Source organism: Mesorhizobium sp. M7A.F.Ce.TU.012.03.2.1 (genome assembly GCF_004006095.1).
GTDB lineage: Bacteria > Pseudomonadota > Alphaproteobacteria > Rhizobiales > Rhizobiaceae > Mesorhizobium.
Genome location: NZ_CP034779.1, coordinates 1,622,549 through 1,639,441, shown reverse-complemented (window position 1 = coordinate 1,639,441; position 16,893 = coordinate 1,622,549). Strand labels below are relative to the sequence as shown.

Below are 16,893 nucleotides of genomic sequence, written 5' to 3'. Positions count from 1 at the left end.
TGCGTCCAGCGCAATGGTGCATTGCAACATCTTCTTTTTGCAATGCACCATTACTATGTCATGCTTCGTATCGATCAAGGGAGGAAGAAACCGCCGCCGAAACGCGGCGCCAAAAAAGGAACCTTGCTATGATCCTCGACAGTCTCATGACCCGCGCTCGCAACAGCATTGCCAAGCGCAAGCACTACAACCGCCTTGTCGCCGAAATCGACAGCTTTTCCAGCCGCGATCTGGCCGACATGCGCGCCGACCGCTCGGAAATGCTCTACCAGATCCACAAGCAGATCTACGGCTGAGTCCGGCTTGAGGGGAATCCCCCTCACCCGGATTGCCAAACCGAATTGCGAGAGCAATTCCGGGGCAATCCGACCTCTCCCCGAGAGGAGAGGAGCTACCTGGCGCCGCCGCTTCCCTCTTCTCCCCCACGGGGAGAAGGTGGCCGCATAGCGGCCGGATGAGGGGGCCTAGCGCTGCCGTCTAACCCGGAACCGCCAGCGCCTTGTCGATCTGTGGCAGCAAGAGATCCCTCGCCGTCTCGGGCGTCAGCGGGCCGACATGCTTGTAGGCGATCTTGCCGTCCTTGCCGATGACGAAGGTCTCCGGCACGCCGTAGACGCCCCAGTCGATCGCCGCGCGGCCCGCTTCGTCGACCCCTATCGCCTGGAACGGATTGCCGAGATCGCCGAGGAACCGGCGTGCATTTTCCGGCCGGTCCTTGTAGTTCAGCGCCGCCATTGTGAAACGCTTATCCTGCGACAGCGCCAGAAGCACCGGGTGCTCTTCGCGGCATGGCGCGCACCACGACGCGAAGACGTTGACCAATGTGACCTTGCCGGCGAAGGTTTTCGAATCGAGCCCCGGCAGGTTGGACCCCTCCAGCGCAGGCAGGCTGGTTTGCGGCGCAGGCAGGCCGATCAGGGCCGATGGCACTTCCGAAGCATCGCGCCCCGACAGCAGCTGCGACAGGAACAGTCCGGCCAGGCCGAGAAAGATCAGCAGCGGCAACAGCACGAACAGGCGACGAGTGCGTGGGGGCGACGTTTCCGTTTCGGTGCTCATGGCTTTGCGGCCTTGTCGGAGCGCCGCCGCACGCCGGATGCCTCCAGTTCGGCGAGTTCGCGCTTGCGCGCCCGCTGGTCGAGCAGGATCCAGCCGATCAATCCGGCCAGCACCACGGCCGTAATGCCATAGGCGGCGGTCACGTAGAGTGCATGCGCGCTCATGCGACGGGCCTCGCTGAAGTGGGGGCTTCCAAGCCGATCATGTCGCCCAGTCTAGACATGCCTTTCCCTTAGCCTCGCTCCGTCGGCTTCGCAATCGGTCGCCGCGCCGCAGTCATACGCTGCGTCACTCCGTGCCATGACGCAGCGCCAGTGCCGCCGAGACCGGACCCAGCACGCTAAGAAACAAGGTCAGCGCGGCAAGAATGAGGAAGGGCTGCAGAAACGGATCGGGATTGGCGGTCGCCCCATAGCTCGCCGAAACACCGAAGATCAGCACCGGAATGGTCAGCGGCAGCACCAGTACCGAGATCAGCAGCCCGCCACGCGGCAGCGCCACTGCCACCGCAGCACCGGCGGCGCCGATGAACGTGATTGCCGGGGTGCCGACCAGCAGCGTCAGCGCCGTGGCGCCGATGCCGAGCGGCTCCATGTTCATGAACAGCCCGAGCAGGGGCGCGGCGACCACCAGCGGCAGCACGCTGCCCGCCCAATGCGCCAGGCATTTCACCAGCACCGTCAAGGCCAGCATGTGGCGGTCGTTTCCGAGCACCAGGAGATCGAGCGAGCCATCCTCGCGATCGGCCTGGAACAACCGGTCGAGCCCGAGCAGGCAGGACAGCAGCGCGCCGATCCACAGGATGGCCGGTCCGATGCGGGCCAGCAGCTTCAGGTCTGGCCCTACTCCGAACGGGATGGTGGCGATGACGGCGAGGAAGAAGATGACCCCGGTCAGCGCCCCGCCGCCCGCACGGATGTTGAGGCGGATGTCGCGCAGGAAGAGGGCTAGCATGATTTGAGATGCTCGCGCGCCATCATCAACCAGTTCCCCCGATCCTCAACTCCGTCCCCTCGATCCCCAGCGGCAAATGCGTCGCCGCGACAATCATCCCTCCGCCTTCGCAATGCTTCGCCATCAACCCCGCGAACCGTCCCTCCGACGCCTTGTCCAGCCCCGCTGTCGGCTCATCCAGCAACCACAATGGCCGGTGGCTCACCATAAGTTTCGCGATAGCCGCGCGGCGGCGTTGCCCGGTCGACAGATAGCCGAACGGCAGGTGGCCGATGCCGCCGAGCCCGACCGTTTCCAGCGCCTCTTCGACGCCGAGCTGTCCGTCGCCGTTGAAGTCGCGCCAGAAGCGCAAATTCTCCGCCACGCTGAGCGCCGGCTTCATTGCGTTCTGGTGGCCAAGGTAGTGACAGGCCGAGGCAACAGACGGGAACGCTTCGTCCCCGTCTTCAATCTCCATGGCACCCTCGATCCTTACGCTGCCTTGCGCCGCCGGCAGCAGCCCGGCGATGACCCGCAGCAGGGTCGACTTGCCCGATCCGTTCGGCCCGGTGACGATGAGCGCCTGGCGCTCCTCCAGAACAAAGCCGATGCCGGAAAACACCGCGTCGCCGCCTCGCTCGCCGCCCAGATTTTCGGCGATCAGCCGCATTCCTCGCCTGCCCTGAAACCATGTGTCGCGGCCGCTGCCGCATCGCACAAATTTGCTTTCCAACTGTCTAGAACTATTCCAGAAAATTCTCTATATGCGGTGCATCCGTGCCAGCGGTCGGCACGGGAACAGAATTAGCGCCGAACCAGCGCACGCGCCGCCTTGAACGGCTCGGGTTGCTTGGGAACGGACAGCGGAAATGGCCGTACCCGCACCTTTGCGCGTGATTGCATGCCATCGGCGTCCGTTCCCTTTCAGGCTGAACAGACAAGGATCGCACGTGTCAAAATCCCTCGACAGTTTCAATTGCCGCCGCACGCTGACCGCAGGCGGCGCGGAGTATGCCTATTTCGACCTCATCGAGGCCGAGAAGAACGGTCTCACCGGCATCTCGCAGCTGCCCTATTCGATGAAGGTGCTGCTGGAAAACCTGCTGCGCAACGAAGACGGCCGCTCCGTCACCAAGGAATCGATCCAGGCGGTGGCCGGCTGGCTGACCGACAAGGGCACCGCCGGCGTCGAGATCGCCTATCGCCCGGCCCGCGTGCTGATGCAGGATTTCACCGGCGTTCCGGCCGTGGTCGACCTTGCCGCGATGCGCGACGCCATGGCCTCGCTCGGCGGCGATCCGCAGAAGATCAACCCGCTGGTGCCAGTCGACCTCGTCATCGACCATTCCGTCATCGTCGACGAATTCGGCAGCCCGATGGCCTTCGCCCGCAATGTCGAGCTGGAATATGAGCGCAACGAGGAGCGCTACAAATTCCTGAAATGGGGCCAGCAGGCGTTCCGCAACTTCCGCGTCGTGCCGCCGGGCACCGGCATCTGCCATCAGGTCAACCTCGAATATCTCGGCCAGGTGGTGTGGACCAACACCGAGGACGGCGAAACGACGGCCTATCCCGACACCTGCGTCGGCACCGATTCGCACACCACCATGATCAACGGCCTTGGCGTGCTCGGCTGGGGCGTCGGCGGCATCGAGGCCGAGGCGGCCATGCTCGGCCAGCCTGTCTCCATGCTTCTGCCTGAGGTGATCGGCTTCCGCCTCACCGGCAAGCTCAAAGAAGGCGTCACCGCCACCGACCTCGTGCTCACCGTCACCCAGATGCTGCGCAAGAAGGGCGTCGTCGGCAAGTTCGTCGAGTTCTTCGGCCCCGGCCTCTCCAACATGACGCTGGCCGACCGCGCCACCATCGGCAACATGGCGCCCGAATATGGCGCCACCTGCGGCTTCTTCCCGGTCGACTCGGAAACCATCCGCTACCTCACAATGTCCGGCCGCAGCGAGGACCGCATCGCGCTGGTCGAGGCCTATGCCAAGGCTCAAGGAATGTGGCGCGAGACCGGCTCGACCGATCCTGTGTTCACCGATCTGCTCGAGCTGGAACTTGGCTCCGTCGTGCCGTCGATGGCCGGACCCAAGCGGCCCGAAGGCCGCGTCGCCCTGGAAGGCATTCCGGAAGGTTTCGCCAAGGCGATGGAGACCGAATACAAGAAGGCCGCCGAGATCTCCAAGCGCTACGCAGTCGAAGGCACCGACCATGATCTCGGCCATGGCGATGTCGTCATTGCCGCCATCACTTCGTGCACCAACACCTCGAACCCGAGCGTGCTGATCGGCGCCGGCCTCCTGGCCCGCAACGCCAACCGCCTCGGTTTGAAGCAGAAGCCGTGGGTGAAGACCTCGCTGGCGCCGGGCAGCCAGGTGGTGGCCGAGTATCTGGAGAAATCCGGCCTGCAGAAGGAACTCGATCAGATCGGCTTCAACCTGGTCGGCTTCGGCTGCACCACCTGCATCGGCAATTCCGGCCCGCTGCCGGCGCCGATCTCGAAGACCATCAACGACAAGGGCCTGATCGCTGCCGCGGTCTTGTCCGGCAACCGCAACTTCGAAGGCCGCGTCTCGCCCGACGTGCAGGCCAACTATCTGGCGTCGCCGCCGCTGGTCGTGGCACACGCGCTGGCCGGCACCGTCACAAAGGACCTGACCACCGAGCCGCTTGGCGAGGACAAGAACGGCGAGCCGGTCTACCTCAAGGATATCTGGCCGAGCTCGGCCGAGATCCAGGAGTTCATCGAGAAGAACGTCACCCGCGAGCTGTTCGCCCGCAAATATGCCGACGTCTTCAAGGGCGACGAGTACTGGCAGAACGTCAAGGCGCCGGAAGGCCAGACCTATGCGTGGGACGACAACTCGACCTATGTGCAGAACCCGCCCTATTTCGCCGGCATGACGTCAGGTTTCGGCAAGATCGGCGACATCAAGGGCGCCCGCGTGCTCGGCCTGTTCGGCGACAAGATAACCACCGACCACATTTCGCCGGCCGGATCGATCAAGGCGGCCTCACCGGCCGGCAAATACCTCACCGACCACGGCGTCGGCGTCGCCGACTTCAACCAGTACGGCACGCGGCGCGGCAATCACGAGGTGATGATGCGCGGCACCTTCGCCAACATCCGCATCCGCAACCACATGCTGGGCGAGAACGGTCGCGAGGGCGGCTACACCATCCACTACCCGTCCAAGGAAGAGGAATCGATCTACGACGCGGCGATGGAATACAAAAGGGAAGGCGTGCCGCTGGTTGTCTTCGCCGGCGTCGAATACGGCAACGGCTCGTCGCGCGACTGGGCGGCCAAGGGAACCAATCTCCTTGGTGTCCGCGCGGTCATCGCCCAGTCCTTCGAGCGCATCCATCGCTCGAACCTGGTCGGCATGGGCGTCATTCCCTTCGTCTTCGAGGAAGGCACCTCATGGGCATCGCTCAACCTCAAGGGAGACGAGCTGGTCGAGATCGACGGCTTGAGCACCATCAAACCGCGCCAGACGATGATCGCCAAGGTCACCTATGGCGACGGCACGGTGAAGAACGTGCCGATCATCTGCCGCATCGATACGCTGGATGAGCTCGATTACTTCAAGAACGGCGGCATCCTGCAATACGTGCTGCGCGATCTGGCGGCTTAGTAAGGGAATAGGGCAGTAAGGGAGTAGGGAATAGAGCACCCTACTGCCCTACTGCCCTACTGCCCTACTGCCCTACTGCCCTACTGCCCTACTGCCCTACTGCCCTACTGCCTACCTTAGGCTTCCCAAACCGCGACGCTGCCGCCAAAAGCACGCCGAGCATCACGCCGTTGAGGATGTGCCAGAGGAAGTGCGTTCCGAGCGGAAAGCTGCCGCAGATCACCGGGTCGATCATCCGGCAGATGACGGACACGACGAAGATCGCCGATCCCGCCAGATTATACCAGCCGGCGCGATTGCCGCTTACCGTCACCCAGACACCGAAGAAGGCGAGCGCCAGGAACGGCGGCAGATAGCCCGTCGTACCGTTCGACGCCTGGCGCAGCCAGTCCGGCACGGCCAGGGTTATCGCCCCGGCAAGCACATAGAAGGCGATGAAGATGGCAATGGCCTTGCCCCATCGCATGCCGAGGAAGCGTCGTAAATTGAACAGCGTGTAGGCCAGCGTGAAGCCGGCGATCGGCAGCACGTCGGCCCAGACCGTGCCCTTGGTGGCAAAGGTGTGGAAGATCGTCGAACCGATGCCGATCGCCACCACCCACCAGGCCAGCACCTCGGCGAAGGCGCCGGTGCCCAGCCTTCGTACCTCGCGCACGCCCCACAGGCCGGCGGCGATGAAGGCGAGGTTGGTCAGGGCGTTTACCGGTTCGGACCAGAATTCCGGGCCGGTTCGCTCGCAATAGAGGTCGACTGGCGCCAAAAACGTTTGCCACATCGTGATTGCCGCCCGAATCGGTTTCTATCCTGAAGCGCAGATCCTTCCTATTGCGGGGTTGCGGTCGGCTGCAATGGCAAAATTTCACCGCAACGTGACTTCCCGTTGACTTCCGCTTCTGCCACATATTTTAGCAATCAAGATAAAGCCGGCACCACCGGCGGGAATCGGAATGGCCATGGCCTCGCGAAAATCATTGTGGCTGGCAGCTCTTGCGCTGGCCTTCTCGGCGTCTGCCGGCGCCGGGCATGCCGGCGAATCCGATCGCGCCCATGCCGACCGGGTCCAGATCGACAGGCCCCAGATCGACAGGCCATTGGGCGTGGTCGAACTGTTCACCAGCCAGGGCTGCAGTTCCTGCCCGCCGGCCGATACGCTGTTCTCCGAACTTGCCGCCAAGGAAGATATCGTCGCGCTCGCCTATCACGTCGACTATTGGGACTATCTCGGCTGGCAGGATACGCTGGGCCGCAAGGAGAACACCGAGCGGCAATACGACTACATGCGCGCCTTCGGCAGCCGCTCCGTCTATACGCCGCAGGCCGTTATCAATGGCCGTGTCCACGTCAACGGCGCCAGCCGCGGCGAGGTCGATGGCGCGCTCGCCCGCATGGCCAAGAGCGGCGAAGGCATGCGCGTCGCCGTCAAGGTCAGCCGCACCAGCGACCGTGTGACGATCGACGCTGGCGATGCCGGCAACGGCCCCAGCGACGCCCATGTCGTCATCGTCTATTTCGACCCGCCGCAGACGGTCAAGGTCGGCGAGGGCGAGAACACCGGCCGCAAGATGACCTACTGGAACGCCGTCACCGGGATACAGACCGCCGGCATGTGGCATGGCAAGGCACAACGCTACGAACTGCCGATGAGCGAGATTGCCAAAAAGGGCGGCTGCGCCGTGCTGCTGCAGTCGGTCGGCAAGGACGGCATGCCCGGTCCCATTCTCGGCGCCGCGTTCATCCACAAGCCTTAAGGCCTTCTTTCCTTCTCCCCTTGTGGGGCGAGCAGCCGGTTCGTCGAAGGCGAATTCATCGTGCCGGTGGCACGATGAAGGCCGGCGAACGCCGGGACGCTGCGAAGCAGCGCGGACCCGGCAGGGTGGATCGACTAACCACGCCCGGCCCTTCGCAGGCTCAGGGCGTTCGAAGCTCGAAAAGCCAAGCAATTGGCTTTTCGTTCGCTGCGCGAACCGCTTCTCACCCAATAAAAAACCGACGTCAGCTTGCTTCTGACGTCGGTCATTTAGGTTTTGGGATCGTCGCACCCGATTCTTCCGAAGAAGAACCGAGGTTGGTTCGATCCGACGCAGACCCGTGGGCGGGGGGCTTGGGGTTTACGAGCCGGTGCCGGACCGAACCGTCTCAGGCAACACCGGTAAATTCGTCGGACATTGGGGCATGAGCGCGGATAAAAAAAGGCAGAAATGTGGCGGAACATCACCAATTCCAACACGGCGTTTCATAAAAGTGACTGGACGTAACGGAAACAGCGCGGCGCGGGGCTCGGTTCGCTGGGCTTGCAATTCAGTCGCGAACACGCCAACTTTGGTTGGCAAAGATTCATTTTGAAGGATCGAGGCATGACCGATGACAGCGGCGGGACGGGGGATGGGGATGCATCCGCGATATTGATCCCGCTGCACGAGGCGCGACGCGAACGTCTCGATCAGCCGGTGCGGTTCGACCGCCGCGAGCTGGACCAGATCCTCAGGCTCTACGGACGCATGGTCGCCGCCAATGAATGGCGCGACTACGCCATCGATCATCTTGCCGATCGCGCTGTGTTTTCCGTATTCCGCCGCACCAGCGAAGTGCCGCTGTTCCAGATCGTCAAGGATCCGAAACTGGCCCGCAAGCAGGGCGCTTTTGCCGTCATCGCCGCCGGCGGCCGCATCTTGAAGCGTGGTCAGGAACTTGGCCGCGTGCTTGGTGTGTTCGACAGCAAGCTGAAGCTGGTCGAAGCCTGAGCTGGGGAATTAGAGCAGGGGAATTGAAGAGCTGGAGAATTGATGAATTGATGAAAAGGCACTCGGCGCCCGTTCTTCAATTCTTCAATTCTTCAATTCTTCAGTTCCCCCTAAGGCGAAACTTCCGCTCCGGCAGCGATTCGGGATCGGGCGGCAGCGTCGCACCGCCATTCAGCGACAGCTGCATGAACACCGTGTCCAGCCAGCGCCCATGCTTGTAGCCGGAACCTTCAAGGCGTCCCGAATGGCGAAAGCCGAGCTTTTCGTGCAACCGCACCGAGGCGCTGTCGGGACGACCATCGCCGATCACCGCGATGATCTGGCGAAAGCCCGCCGTCGTCACTGCCTCGATCAGGCTTTGCATCAGCTTGAGCCCGACGCCCTGGCCCTTGGCCTCGGGCGCGACATAGACCGAATCCTCGACGATGAAGCGATAGGCCGGGCGTGGCCGGAAGGCGCCGGCATAGGCGTAGCCGAGAACGGTGCCGTCCTTCTCCGCCACCAGGTAAGGTAAGCCGCCGGCCGTCAGGCTGTCGAATCGAACACCCATCTCCGCACGGCTCGGCGGCTCCAGCTCATAGCTCGCCGTGCCTTGGGTCACCGCATCGGCATAGATGTCCGTGACGCTGTCGAGGTCGGCCACCGTGGCAGGCCGGATCGCAATATTGCTCATTGTTTATGCATGCCGTTTCTCTGCTCGCAATAACAGCAAAGGCCAAGACAAAAGAAAAGGGCGGCCGTTGGGCCGCCCTTCCGGAAGTTGATGGTCCAATGCCGCTTTAGCGGCGGTCGCCCATGAACTGCAGCAGGAACATGAACAGGTTGATGAAGTCGAGATAGAGCGTCAGAGCGCCCATGATCGCCTTGCGGCCGGCGACGTCGGAAGTGTCGCCCTCGAAATACATCTCCTTGATCTTCTGCGTGTCATAGGCGGTCAGGCCCGCGAAGACCAGCACGCCGATCGCCGACACGGCAAAGGACAGCGCCGACGACTGCAGGAAGATATTGATCACCGACGCGATGATGATGCCGAACACGCCCATGATCAGGAACGAGCCCATCGCCGTCAGGTCGCGCTTGGTGGTGTAGCCGAACAGCGACAGCGCACCGAAGGCGGCGGCCGTGGCGAAGAAGGTCTGTGAGATGCTGGCCGTGGTGTAGACCAGGAAGATCGAAGACAGCGACAGGCCGACGAGACCAGCATAGACCCAGAACGTCGTCTGCGCCGCCGAAACGCTCATCGACTGAACGCGGAACGACAGGAACAGCACGGCAGCCAGCGGCGCCAGCATCACCACCCAGCGCAGCGGCGAGCCGAAGATCGCGTAGCCGAAGGAGGTCAGCATCTCGCCGCTTGGCAGCGTCGCGACAGCCGAAGCCGGATCGGTGGTGGTGGCCAGCATGATCGTGCCGATCGCGGCAAGACCAGTGATGAGGAGGCCAAGCCCCATCAGATTGTAGACCCTGATCATATAGGCGCGCAGGCCCTGATCGATGTCGGCACCGACGCTGACGCCGGGCACGGCGCGCGTCTGGTAGTTGCGAATGGGATCAGCCATTGTAGTCCTCTATTGCTTCTGCCCCGTCGGGTGTCAGGTCCTTCCGGACCCAGGCGCCGCTGGCAGGGCTCCAGCATGCCTGTGGCGAAATATGATGGTTATTCGCGTCAAGAACAAGTCCGTAACCGGATGTAACGGTTCGTGAGAGGGCGAAGTGCCGATTCCTCGGCTTTTCGGAGGGCTTTCTTACCAAGATTTAATCCAGCATGCCCATTTCCGGGCCTGTCGTCACAAATTGCGCAGCACCGGCGCTGCCTTGTGGCCGAGCACCCGCCAGGTGCCGGCAAGACCAATGCCGACCGTGATCACCAGCGAAAACAGAATGGTCGCCACTGCCACCTCGGGCATGAAATGCGACGGCAATGTCATGATGCGCGCGACGACGAACCAGGCCGCCGCACTGCCCGCCGCCAGCGCGAAGATGGCGGTTGCCAGCCCGATCAGCATATATTCGAGCGAGAAGGCCGATATCAGCGTCGTGCGTGTCGCTCCCAGCGTCTTCAGCACCACCGCATCATGGATGCGCGCCCGGTTGCCGGCGGCGAGCGCGCCGGCCAGCACCAACACCGAGGCGATCAGTGCCACGCCGGCGGCCGCCCGGATCGCCGTGCCGAGCTGTCCGACCAGCCGGTTGACGACATCGAGCGCGTCCTTGACCCGCACCGTCGTCACCGCCGGGAAGGCGCGGGTGACGGCGTTGAGGATGCGGGCGTCGTCGGCCGTCGAGGTACTCTTTTCGGTCAGCGTCGCCATCCAGCCATGCGGGGCGCCCGCGAATGTGTTGGGCGAGAACACCATGACGAAATTGATGCCCATCGTCTCCCACTCGACCTGGCGGAAATTGGCGATCCTGGCGGTGACATTGCGTCCCAGCACGTTGACGGTGATGGTATCGCCGAGCTTCAGCCCGATCTCCTTGCCTTCCTGCGCCGAAAACGAAACCAGCGGCTCGCCGCTGTAATTTTCGGGCCACCAACTGCCCTCGGTCAACGTCGCGTTCTCCGGCTGCCGGGTGTCATAGGTCAGGCCGCGGTCGCCCCTCAGCACCCAGGCGCCTTCCGCCGGCACCTTCACCTTGTCGACATCGATACCGTTCAGCGCCATCACCCGGCCGCGCAGCATCGGCACCTTGGCCAGCACACCCTGCGGCGCCTCCTTGCCGATCAGCGCCGAGAAAGACGCGACATCGGCGCTCTGGATGTCGACGAAGAAGAAGTTCGGCGCCCGTTCCGGCAGGCTGCCGGAGATCTGCCGCCTGAGATTGCCGTCGATTAGCGCCAGCGTCACCAGCAGCGTCAGGCCGAGCCCCAAGGACAGCACCACCGATGGCGTCAGCGCGCCTGGCCGATGGATGTTGCCGATAGCGAGCCTGAGCGCCACGAAGCGCACGCGCGGGCTCTTCCTGGCCGCCCATTGCACCAGTGCGCCGACCACGCGCAGCACTAGGAAGGCGAAGACGGTAGCGCCGACAAAGATCGAGGCGATGCGCTGGTCGCCGGAAAACAGAATGGCCAGCGCCGCCAGCAACAGCGCGATGCCTATGGCCGCCGCGACATAGGCGGGGCGCGGCAAGCCGCGGCCTTCCAGCCCCATCTCGCGAAACAGCGCGGCTGCCGGCACATCGCGGGCGCGGCCGAGCGGCAGCAGCGCGAAAGCCAACGTCACCAGCAGGCCGAACAGCGCCGCCATGCCGAGCGCGCCGGGATAGAAGCCGCCTGCGGCCGGCACCGGAATGACGGATTGCAAGGCCGCACTCGCTGCGAACGGCATCAGCGCGCCGAGCACAAGGCCCAGCACGATACCCAATGCGGCAATGATCAGGATCTGCACCAGATAGACGGCAAAGACGAAGCCGCCCGAAGCGCCCAGGCTCTTGAAGGTGGCGATCACGCCGCGCTTGCCGTCGAGATAGGCGCGCACCGCATTGGCGACGCCCACACCGCCGACCACCAGCGCCGTCAGCCCGACCAGGGTCAGGAACTGAGAGAAACGTTCAATGTTGGACGACAGCGCGGGCGCCGCGTTGCTGCGTGTGCGGATCGACCAGCCTGCTTCGGGGAAATCCGTGGCCGCCTGGTCCTGGATGCCCTTCAGTCGCGCCTCGTCGGCGTCTGCCGGTAGGCGGATCTTGTAGGCATTCTCGACCAGGCTGCCCGGCTGGATCAGTCCAGTGGCCGCCAGCCCGTCCGTCGAGATCATCAGCCTTGGCGCGAAGCCGAAACCGTCGGACACGGCGTCCGGTTCGGCGACCAGCCTGGCGCGCAGTTCGAAAGTGGCGGTACCAAGCTTCAGCCGGTCGCCGATCTTGACGTGCAGCCGCTCGAACAGAAGGTCGGGTGCCGCCGCACCGAAGACGCCGAACTCTTCGCCGAACAGTTCCTGTTTCGAGAGTGCCGGCTCGGTCTCCAGCGTGCCATAGAGAGGATAGGCATGGTCGACCGCCTTGGCCTCGACCAGCGCCTGGTCGGATCCGTCGGCCAGACGCGCCATCGAACGCATGCTGGCGGTCCGGGAAACTGTGCCGAGCCCGTCAAGGAAGCTGCGCTCCGCCTGGCTGGCGTCACGCTGGTTGATCTCGAAGCGAAGGTCGCCGCCCAGCAGCGTCTGGCCCTGATTGGCGACACCGGCGGTGATCGAACGCGCCACCGAGTTGACGCCGCCGATGGCCGCGACGCCGAGCGCGATGCAGGCGAGAAAGATCAGGAAGCCGGACAGGCCGCCGCGCATCTCGCGCAACGAGAAGCGGACCGCGAGCCTCAACGTCCGGGACAGCGGCATCAGGCCGTCACCTTGACAGGCGCCGGCGCCTCGATCCGGCCCGAGCGCATCGATACCTGGCGCGAACAGCGTGCCGCGAGCGCCGGATCATGGGTCACCAGCACCAGCGTCATGCCGCGCTCGGCCGCTTTGGCAAACAGGAGGTCGGCGACCTGCCGCCCGGTCGCCTGGTCGAGATTGCCGGTCGGCTCGTCGGCGATCAAGATGCGCGGCGATGGCGCCAATGCGCGGGCGATCGCCACGCGCTGCTGCTCGCCGCCCGACAATTCGCCGGGATAGTGGGTGACGCGGTCGCTGAGGCCAACCGCCGCCAGCTCGCGCGCCGCCACCGAAAACGGATCGGCATGGCCGGCCAGTTCCAGCGGCACCGCGACATTTTCGAGCGCCGTCATGTTGGGAATGAGATGAAAGGACTGGAACACGATGCCAATGTTTCGGCCTCGAAACGAAGCAATCTGGTCCTCGCTTTTGCCGTTGAGCAACTCACCAGCGATTCGGACCGTACCCGAATCGACCCTTTCCAGGCCTGCCAGGACCATCAGCAATGTCGACTTGCCGGAACCCGAAGGCCCGACGATGCCGGTCGCCTCGCCGGTCGCCACATCAAGGCTGACACCCTTCAGCACATGGACCGATGAAGCGCCCTCGCCAAGGGTCAGGAATACATCTTTCAGCGCGACGACGGCTTCTGTCAAAATGAAATCGTCCTATAATCTGGGAAGGCTCTGCTTGCCGGAAGCCATCGACTGAAGAATTCCTAGCTCATATGGGGCCTGCCGCATGTCTTTCAAACGCAGTATTGCCGCAGGCCTCATGGTTTTCCTCGCCATTTGCGGCGCCATGCCGTCAGCGCGTGCCGAGCCGTTCAAAATCGTCGGCTTCGGCGACAGCCTGACGGCGGGCTATGGCCTTGGGCCTGACCAGGGCTTTACCGACAGGCTGCAGGCCGCCCTTCGCGCCAAAGGCCATGATGTGAGCGTCGCCAATGCCGGCGTTTCCGGCGACACGACGAGCGGTGGCCTGGCGCGGCTCGACTGGTCGGTGCCCGACGGCACGCAACTGGTCATCCTCGAACTCGGCGCCAACGACATGCTGCGCGGCGTTTCGCCCGACATCACCAGGAAGAACCTCGACGAGATGCTGAGCAAGCTGAAGCAGCGCAAGATTGCCGTGCTTCTGGCCGGCATGCGTGCCGCACCCAATCTCGGCCCCGACTACCAGAATGCGTTCGACGCCATTTTTCCGGACCTGGCGAAGAAATACGACGTCGTGCTCTACCCGTTCTTTCTCGACGGCGTCGCCGGCCAGCCCGGCATGCAACTCGAGGACGGCCTGCATCCGAGCGTTGAAGGCGTCGACCAGATAGTCGAACGCATCCTGCCGACGGTCGAGAAGGTGATCGCGGCAGTGCCGGGCGATTCCTAACGGATTGGAACTGTTTCCGCGCAGGGGGCTTTTAACAGGGACTGTGGCCAACAAACCTCTTGCTCCGTTTGACTATCGATGATTCGCTGGGGTGACAGTTCGATTCGAGGAAGGGAGGCTCTTCATGCCGCGTCTTTTCACCGCCCTCGAAATTCCGCGTGACGCTGCCCTTTCGCTGTCCCTGCTGCGGGGCGGCTTGCCGGGAGCCCGCTGGATCGATGTCGAAAACTACCATCTGACGCTGCGCTTCATCGGCGATGTCCCCGGCCATGTCGCCGACGAGATCGCCAACGCGCTCGACCGCGTCCACCGCCCTTCCTTCTCGCTGGCGCTGTCCGGCGTCGGCGCTTTCGGTCAGAAGAAGCCGCATGCGGTGTGGGCAGGCGCTTCCGCCTCGCCCGGTCTGGCTGCCCTTCAGGGCGAGATCGACCGCATCTGCCAGCGGCTCGGCATCCCGGCCGATCCCCGCAAGTTCATGCCGCATGTGACGCTGGCGCGCTTACGCAATTCGACTCCGCTGGACGTCGCCCAATATCTGTCGGCGCGCGGCAATTTCTCGACGCTGCCGTTCCGCATCGGCCGTTTCGTGCTGATGTCGTCGCGCGATTCGGTCGGCGGCGGACCTTACATCGTCGAGGAAGCCTGGCCGCTGTCAGGCACGGACGCCCGCGCCTCCAGCCTTGTCACCAGCGCCTCCGACGCCTCGCGGATCATGCGATAGGCGGAAGCGAAGGCTTCTGCCTCGTCATGATAAGGATCCGGCACGTCGCGTGCCTTTCCCTGCGCGAACTCCAGGAACAGATGGATGCGGTCCTGCACGGCCGCCGGCGCCAGCGCCTTCAGGTCGGCGACATTCGACCGGTCCATGCCGAGGATCAGGTCGAAACGGTGGAGGTCCTGCGTCGTGACCTTGCGCGCCCTTTGCCCGGAAATGTCGACGCCGTGCCGCACCGCGACCGCGATCGCGCGTCGATCGGGGGCAGAGCCGGCCTCCCAGTCACTGGTTCCCGCTGAATCGAGCAGGATATCCCGGGCCGACCCGCGCTCGGCCCAAACCGCGCGGAAGACACCTTCCGCCAACGGCGACCGGCAGATATTGCCGAGGCAGACGAAGAGAATGGAGTTTATGGGCTTCGCGCTCATCGATCCGTCGCTATGGTAAGGGTCGTTTTCGAATAGCACAGGATATGGACATGGCGAGAGAGAAACTGGGCAGGCAAGCCGCTGAAGCCGCATTGACCGGTCTTGACGGCTGGGCGCTGGCGGAAGACGGCGCTTCCATCAAGCGCACATTCACCTTCGCGAATTTCGCCGAGGCTTTCGCCTTCATGACCCGCGTCGCGCTTGCCGCCGAGACGATGGACCATCATCCCGACTGGTCGAATGTCTACAAGACCGTCGATGTGACGCTGAACACTCACGACGCCGGCGGCGTCACCGCGCTCGATATCGATTTGGCCAAGAAAATGAACCGTTTTGCCGGCGCCTGAGGCCTGGTATCGCCTCGACAAGCCCAAATCGGCACCGGCATCTTGTAGCCGGGGTCGGGTTTCACCACATTTTCCCCCGCGGGCATGCGCCGGATGCGCATGGGCGCTCGCAAGGAGACACTGATGGCGCAACAATCCGGTTTTGATTTCTTCGGCTTTGGCGGCAAGCTGGCAGACGAGAGCGAAGTGCGCGAGAAATTCTGGCGCACAGCCAAGAAGGCCGCGCGGCAGATCCCCTACATGGAAGAGGTCGTGGCCGCCTACTACTGCGCCATGGACAAGAACACCCCGCTGCGCGCCAAAGGCATTCTGCTCGCGGCGCTCGGTTATTTCGTGCTGCCGGTGGATGTCATCCCCGACTTCGTCTTCGGGCTTGGCTTCACCGACGACATCGCCGTGCTCACCGCCGCGATCACCGCCGTCAGCGCCCACATCACCACTGCGCACCGGCAAGCCGCCAGGGACGCCATGGCCGACAAGGGCTGAACTCGCGCACGGAACGCCGTTGAAGCCGGCTTTCTGCGGCAGCGTAAAAAGTCAAACTCTTGCCGCTTTCGTGGCCTCCAAGTCGCCAAAGGGATGTCGCGCCAGCCGCTCGCAAGGCGGCGGCGCGGGAATGGCGGCGGTTTCCTCGGGTGAGTATCCTTTTCTCTTCGGAAATTCACCGTTTGGTAACCCAGATTAAATCAAAATGAAGCGACGGGCAGGACGCCAAGCCGGCCTGCCTCCGCACCATTTGGAATACGGGAAAAGCGATGCGCGGATTAATTGCACTAGTTTCGAGCCTGGTCCTGGTGGCCGTGGCAGCGCCGGCGCTGGCGCAGTCGGCGACCAAGATCGGCCAGCACAATGCCTGGGGCACCTACAGTTACCAGGCATCGGGCGGCAAGGTCTGCTATGTCCTGACCGTGCCGACCGACAAGCAGCCGCCTACGCTCGATCATGGCGACATGTTCTTCTTCGTCAGCCAGCGGCCCGGCCAGCAAGTGTCCTACGAGCCGCAATTCATTGCCGGCTACAATTTCCAGGACGGCTCCAAGGCCACCGTGACCATCGACAAGAAGACGTTTTCGATGTTCACCCGCGGCAAATCGGCCTGGGTCGAGAATGCCGCCGAGGAGCCGGTGCTGATCGCCGCCATGAAGACCGGCACCGACATGAAGGTGACGGCGAAGTCCGGCCGCGGCAATCCCACCTCCTATGTCTTCTCGCTGAAAGGTATTTCGGCGGCGCTGACGTCGATTGCCAAGTGCAAATAGGCAAGGAG

General features: G+C 63.6%; 19 protein-coding genes. 9 read left to right on the top strand and 10 right to left on the bottom strand.

Translation table 11 applies throughout. From position 1 onward, the window contains the following. Positions 1-128: 128 nt before the first annotated feature. On the top strand, positions 129-296 hold the full coding sequence (locus EJ079_RS07935; RefSeq protein ID WP_013528833.1) for a hypothetical protein: 168 nt from the start codon (positions 129-131) through the stop codon (positions 294-296). Between the two features lie 181 nt (positions 297-477). Here EJ079_RS07935 and EJ079_RS07930 read toward each other — a convergent pair whose 3' ends face one another. The 4 genes from EJ079_RS07930 to ccmA all read right to left on the bottom strand — a co-directional run bounded on the left by EJ079_RS07930 (position 478) and on the right by ccmA (position 2,662). After that, the gene (locus EJ079_RS07930; protein ID WP_127808690.1) at positions 478-1,059 is read right to left on the bottom strand and encodes a DsbE family thiol:disulfide interchange protein; all 582 of its coding nucleotides are present in this window, start codon (positions 1,057-1,059) and stop codon (positions 478-480) included. Further along, the gene (gene ccmD / locus EJ079_RS07925; RefSeq protein ID WP_127268184.1) at positions 1,056-1,223 is read right to left on the bottom strand and encodes a heme exporter protein CcmD; all 168 of its coding nucleotides are present in this window, start codon (positions 1,221-1,223) and stop codon (positions 1,056-1,058) included. The genes EJ079_RS07930 and ccmD overlap by 4 nt, the downstream gene beginning before the upstream one ends. A 124-nt stretch (positions 1,224-1,347) precedes the next feature. Next, positions 1,348-2,013, bottom strand: coding sequence for a heme exporter protein CcmB (gene ccmB / locus EJ079_RS07920; RefSeq protein WP_127808689.1), 666 nt, complete (start codon positions 2,011-2,013; stop codon positions 1,348-1,350). A 25-nt stretch (positions 2,014-2,038) separates the two neighbouring features. Then, the gene (gene ccmA / locus EJ079_RS07915; protein ID WP_127808688.1) at positions 2,039-2,662 is read right to left on the bottom strand and encodes a heme ABC exporter ATP-binding protein CcmA; all 624 of its coding nucleotides are present in this window, start codon (positions 2,660-2,662) and stop codon (positions 2,039-2,041) included. 280 nt (positions 2,663-2,942) lie between these two features. On the opposite strand from ccmA, the gene acnA reads away from it, so the two are divergent. Beyond that, a complete protein-coding gene (gene acnA, locus EJ079_RS07910; RefSeq protein WP_127808687.1) occupies positions 2,943-5,633 on the top strand; it encodes an aconitate hydratase AcnA in 2,691 nt (896 codons plus the stop codon). Positions 5,634-5,721: 88 nt separating this feature from the next. Here the strand turns inward: acnA and EJ079_RS07905 are convergent, their stop codons facing one another. After that, positions 5,722-6,408, bottom strand: a complete 687-nt coding sequence (locus EJ079_RS07905; RefSeq protein ID WP_127808686.1) for a ceramidase domain-containing protein — start codon at positions 6,406-6,408, stop codon at positions 5,722-5,724. 172 nt (positions 6,409-6,580) lie between these two features. On the opposite strand from EJ079_RS07905, the gene EJ079_RS07900 reads away from it, so the two are divergent. Both EJ079_RS07900 and EJ079_RS07895 read left to right on the top strand, forming a co-directional pair. Further along, positions 6,581-7,381, top strand: a complete 801-nt coding sequence (locus tag EJ079_RS07900) for a thioredoxin family protein (protein ID WP_127269003.1) — start codon at positions 6,581-6,583, stop codon at positions 7,379-7,381. Positions 7,382-7,987: 606 nt separating this feature from the next. Further along, complete coding sequence (locus tag EJ079_RS07895) at positions 7,988-8,374, top strand: DUF2794 domain-containing protein (RefSeq protein ID WP_127269004.1); 387 nt, start codon at positions 7,988-7,990, stop codon at positions 8,372-8,374. Positions 8,375-8,474: 100 nt separating this feature from the next. Here EJ079_RS07895 and EJ079_RS07890 read toward each other — a convergent pair whose 3' ends face one another. From EJ079_RS07890 to EJ079_RS07875, 4 genes are all read right to left on the bottom strand, one after another. Continuing rightward, complete coding sequence (locus EJ079_RS07890) at positions 8,475-9,047, bottom strand: GNAT family N-acetyltransferase (RefSeq protein ID WP_127808685.1); 573 nt, start codon at positions 9,045-9,047, stop codon at positions 8,475-8,477. 106 nt (positions 9,048-9,153) lie between these two features. Beyond that, positions 9,154-9,933: a Bax inhibitor-1/YccA family protein gene (locus EJ079_RS07885; protein ID WP_127271172.1), complete on the bottom strand. Its 780-nt coding sequence runs from the start codon at positions 9,931-9,933 to the stop codon at positions 9,154-9,156. 228 nt (positions 9,934-10,161) lie between these two features. Beyond that, entirely contained in the window at positions 10,162-12,711 is a 2,550-nt protein-coding gene (locus tag EJ079_RS07880; RefSeq protein WP_127808684.1) for an ABC transporter permease, read from the bottom strand. Beyond that, positions 12,711-13,406 carry an ABC transporter ATP-binding protein gene (locus tag EJ079_RS07875; RefSeq protein WP_127396961.1) on the bottom strand — a complete coding sequence of 232 codons (696 nt, stop codon included), beginning with the start codon at positions 13,404-13,406 and terminating at the stop codon, positions 12,711-12,713. The genes EJ079_RS07880 and EJ079_RS07875 overlap by 1 nt, the downstream gene beginning before the upstream one ends. An 85-nt stretch (positions 13,407-13,491) precedes the next feature. On the opposite strand from EJ079_RS07875, the gene EJ079_RS07870 reads away from it, so the two are divergent. Continuing rightward, positions 13,492-14,136, top strand: coding sequence for an arylesterase (locus tag EJ079_RS07870; protein WP_127268358.1), 645 nt, complete (start codon positions 13,492-13,494; stop codon positions 14,134-14,136). Positions 14,137-14,260: 124 nt separating this feature from the next. Then, positions 14,261-14,857 (top strand): RNA 2',3'-cyclic phosphodiesterase, encoded by a 597-nt coding sequence (gene thpR, locus EJ079_RS07865; RefSeq protein WP_127329347.1) that lies wholly within the window; start codon positions 14,261-14,263, stop codon positions 14,855-14,857. Here the strand turns inward: thpR and EJ079_RS07860 are convergent. Continuing rightward, positions 14,761-15,279 (bottom strand): low molecular weight protein-tyrosine-phosphatase, encoded by a 519-nt coding sequence (locus EJ079_RS07860; protein ID WP_127808683.1) that lies wholly within the window; start codon positions 15,277-15,279, stop codon positions 14,761-14,763. The two genes, thpR and EJ079_RS07860, sit on opposite strands and share 97 nt — an antisense overlap. A 50-nt stretch (positions 15,280-15,329) precedes the next feature. Here EJ079_RS07860 and EJ079_RS07855 point away from each other — a divergent pair, with 50 nt between their 5' ends. The 3 genes from EJ079_RS07855 to EJ079_RS07845 all read left to right on the top strand — a co-directional run bounded on the left by EJ079_RS07855 (position 15,330) and on the right by EJ079_RS07845 (position 16,885). Beyond that, complete coding sequence (locus EJ079_RS07855) at positions 15,330-15,626, top strand: 4a-hydroxytetrahydrobiopterin dehydratase (RefSeq protein WP_127808682.1); 297 nt, start codon at positions 15,330-15,332, stop codon at positions 15,624-15,626. Positions 15,627-15,749: 123 nt separating this feature from the next. Beyond that, a complete protein-coding gene (locus tag EJ079_RS07850; RefSeq protein WP_127322074.1) occupies positions 15,750-16,112 on the top strand; it encodes a YkvA family protein in 363 nt (120 codons plus the stop codon). 269 nt (positions 16,113-16,381) lie between these two features. Next, positions 16,382-16,885 (top strand): invasion associated locus B family protein, encoded by a 504-nt coding sequence (locus EJ079_RS07845; protein WP_127268363.1) that lies wholly within the window; start codon positions 16,382-16,384, stop codon positions 16,883-16,885. The last annotated feature ends 8 nt before the right edge of the window (positions 16,886-16,893 follow it).

Excerpts from the sequence above, each read along its gene's own strand:
- ccmB (WP_127808689.1), bottom strand. The coding sequence starts at position 2,013 with ATGCTAGCCCTCTTCCTGCGCGACATCCGCCTCAACATCCGTGCGGGC.
- EJ079_RS07885 (WP_127271172.1), bottom strand. The coding sequence starts at position 9,933 with ATGGCTGATCCCATTCGCAACTACCAGACGCGCGCCGTGCCCGGCGTC.
- EJ079_RS07855 (WP_127808682.1), top strand. The coding sequence starts at position 15,330 with ATGGCGAGAGAGAAACTGGGCAGGCAAGCCGCTGAAGCCGCATTGACC.
- EJ079_RS07935 (WP_013528833.1), top strand. The coding sequence starts at position 129 with ATGATCCTCGACAGTCTCATGACCCGCGCTCGCAACAGCATTGCCAAG.
- EJ079_RS07845 (WP_127268363.1), top strand. The coding sequence starts at position 16,382 with ATGCGCGGATTAATTGCACTAGTTTCGAGCCTGGTCCTGGTGGCCGTG.
- EJ079_RS07895 (WP_127269004.1), top strand. The coding sequence starts at position 7,988 with ATGACCGATGACAGCGGCGGGACGGGGGATGGGGATGCATCCGCGATA.
- EJ079_RS07930 (WP_127808690.1), bottom strand. The coding sequence starts at position 1,059 with ATGAGCACCGAAACGGAAACGTCGCCCCCACGCACTCGTCGCCTGTTC.
- ccmA (WP_127808688.1), bottom strand. The coding sequence starts at position 2,662 with ATGCGGCTGATCGCCGAAAATCTGGGCGGCGAGCGAGGCGGCGACGCG.
- EJ079_RS07850 (WP_127322074.1), top strand. The coding sequence starts at position 15,750 with ATGGCGCAACAATCCGGTTTTGATTTCTTCGGCTTTGGCGGCAAGCTG.
- thpR (WP_127329347.1), top strand. The coding sequence starts at position 14,261 with ATGCCGCGTCTTTTCACCGCCCTCGAAATTCCGCGTGACGCTGCCCTT.
- ccmD (WP_127268184.1), bottom strand. The coding sequence starts at position 1,223 with ATGAGCGCGCATGCACTCTACGTGACCGCCGCCTATGGCATTACGGCC.
- EJ079_RS07900 (WP_127269003.1), top strand. The coding sequence starts at position 6,581 with ATGGCCATGGCCTCGCGAAAATCATTGTGGCTGGCAGCTCTTGCGCTG.
- EJ079_RS07880 (WP_127808684.1), bottom strand. The coding sequence starts at position 12,711 with ATGCCGCTGTCCCGGACGTTGAGGCTCGCGGTCCGCTTCTCGTTGCGC.
- EJ079_RS07860 (WP_127808683.1), bottom strand. The coding sequence starts at position 15,279 with ATGAGCGCGAAGCCCATAAACTCCATTCTCTTCGTCTGCCTCGGCAAT.
- EJ079_RS07890 (WP_127808685.1), bottom strand. The coding sequence starts at position 9,047 with ATGAGCAATATTGCGATCCGGCCTGCCACGGTGGCCGACCTCGACAGC.
- EJ079_RS07905 (WP_127808686.1), bottom strand. The coding sequence starts at position 6,408 with ATGTGGCAAACGTTTTTGGCGCCAGTCGACCTCTATTGCGAGCGAACC.
- EJ079_RS07870 (WP_127268358.1), top strand. The coding sequence starts at position 13,492 with ATGTCTTTCAAACGCAGTATTGCCGCAGGCCTCATGGTTTTCCTCGCC.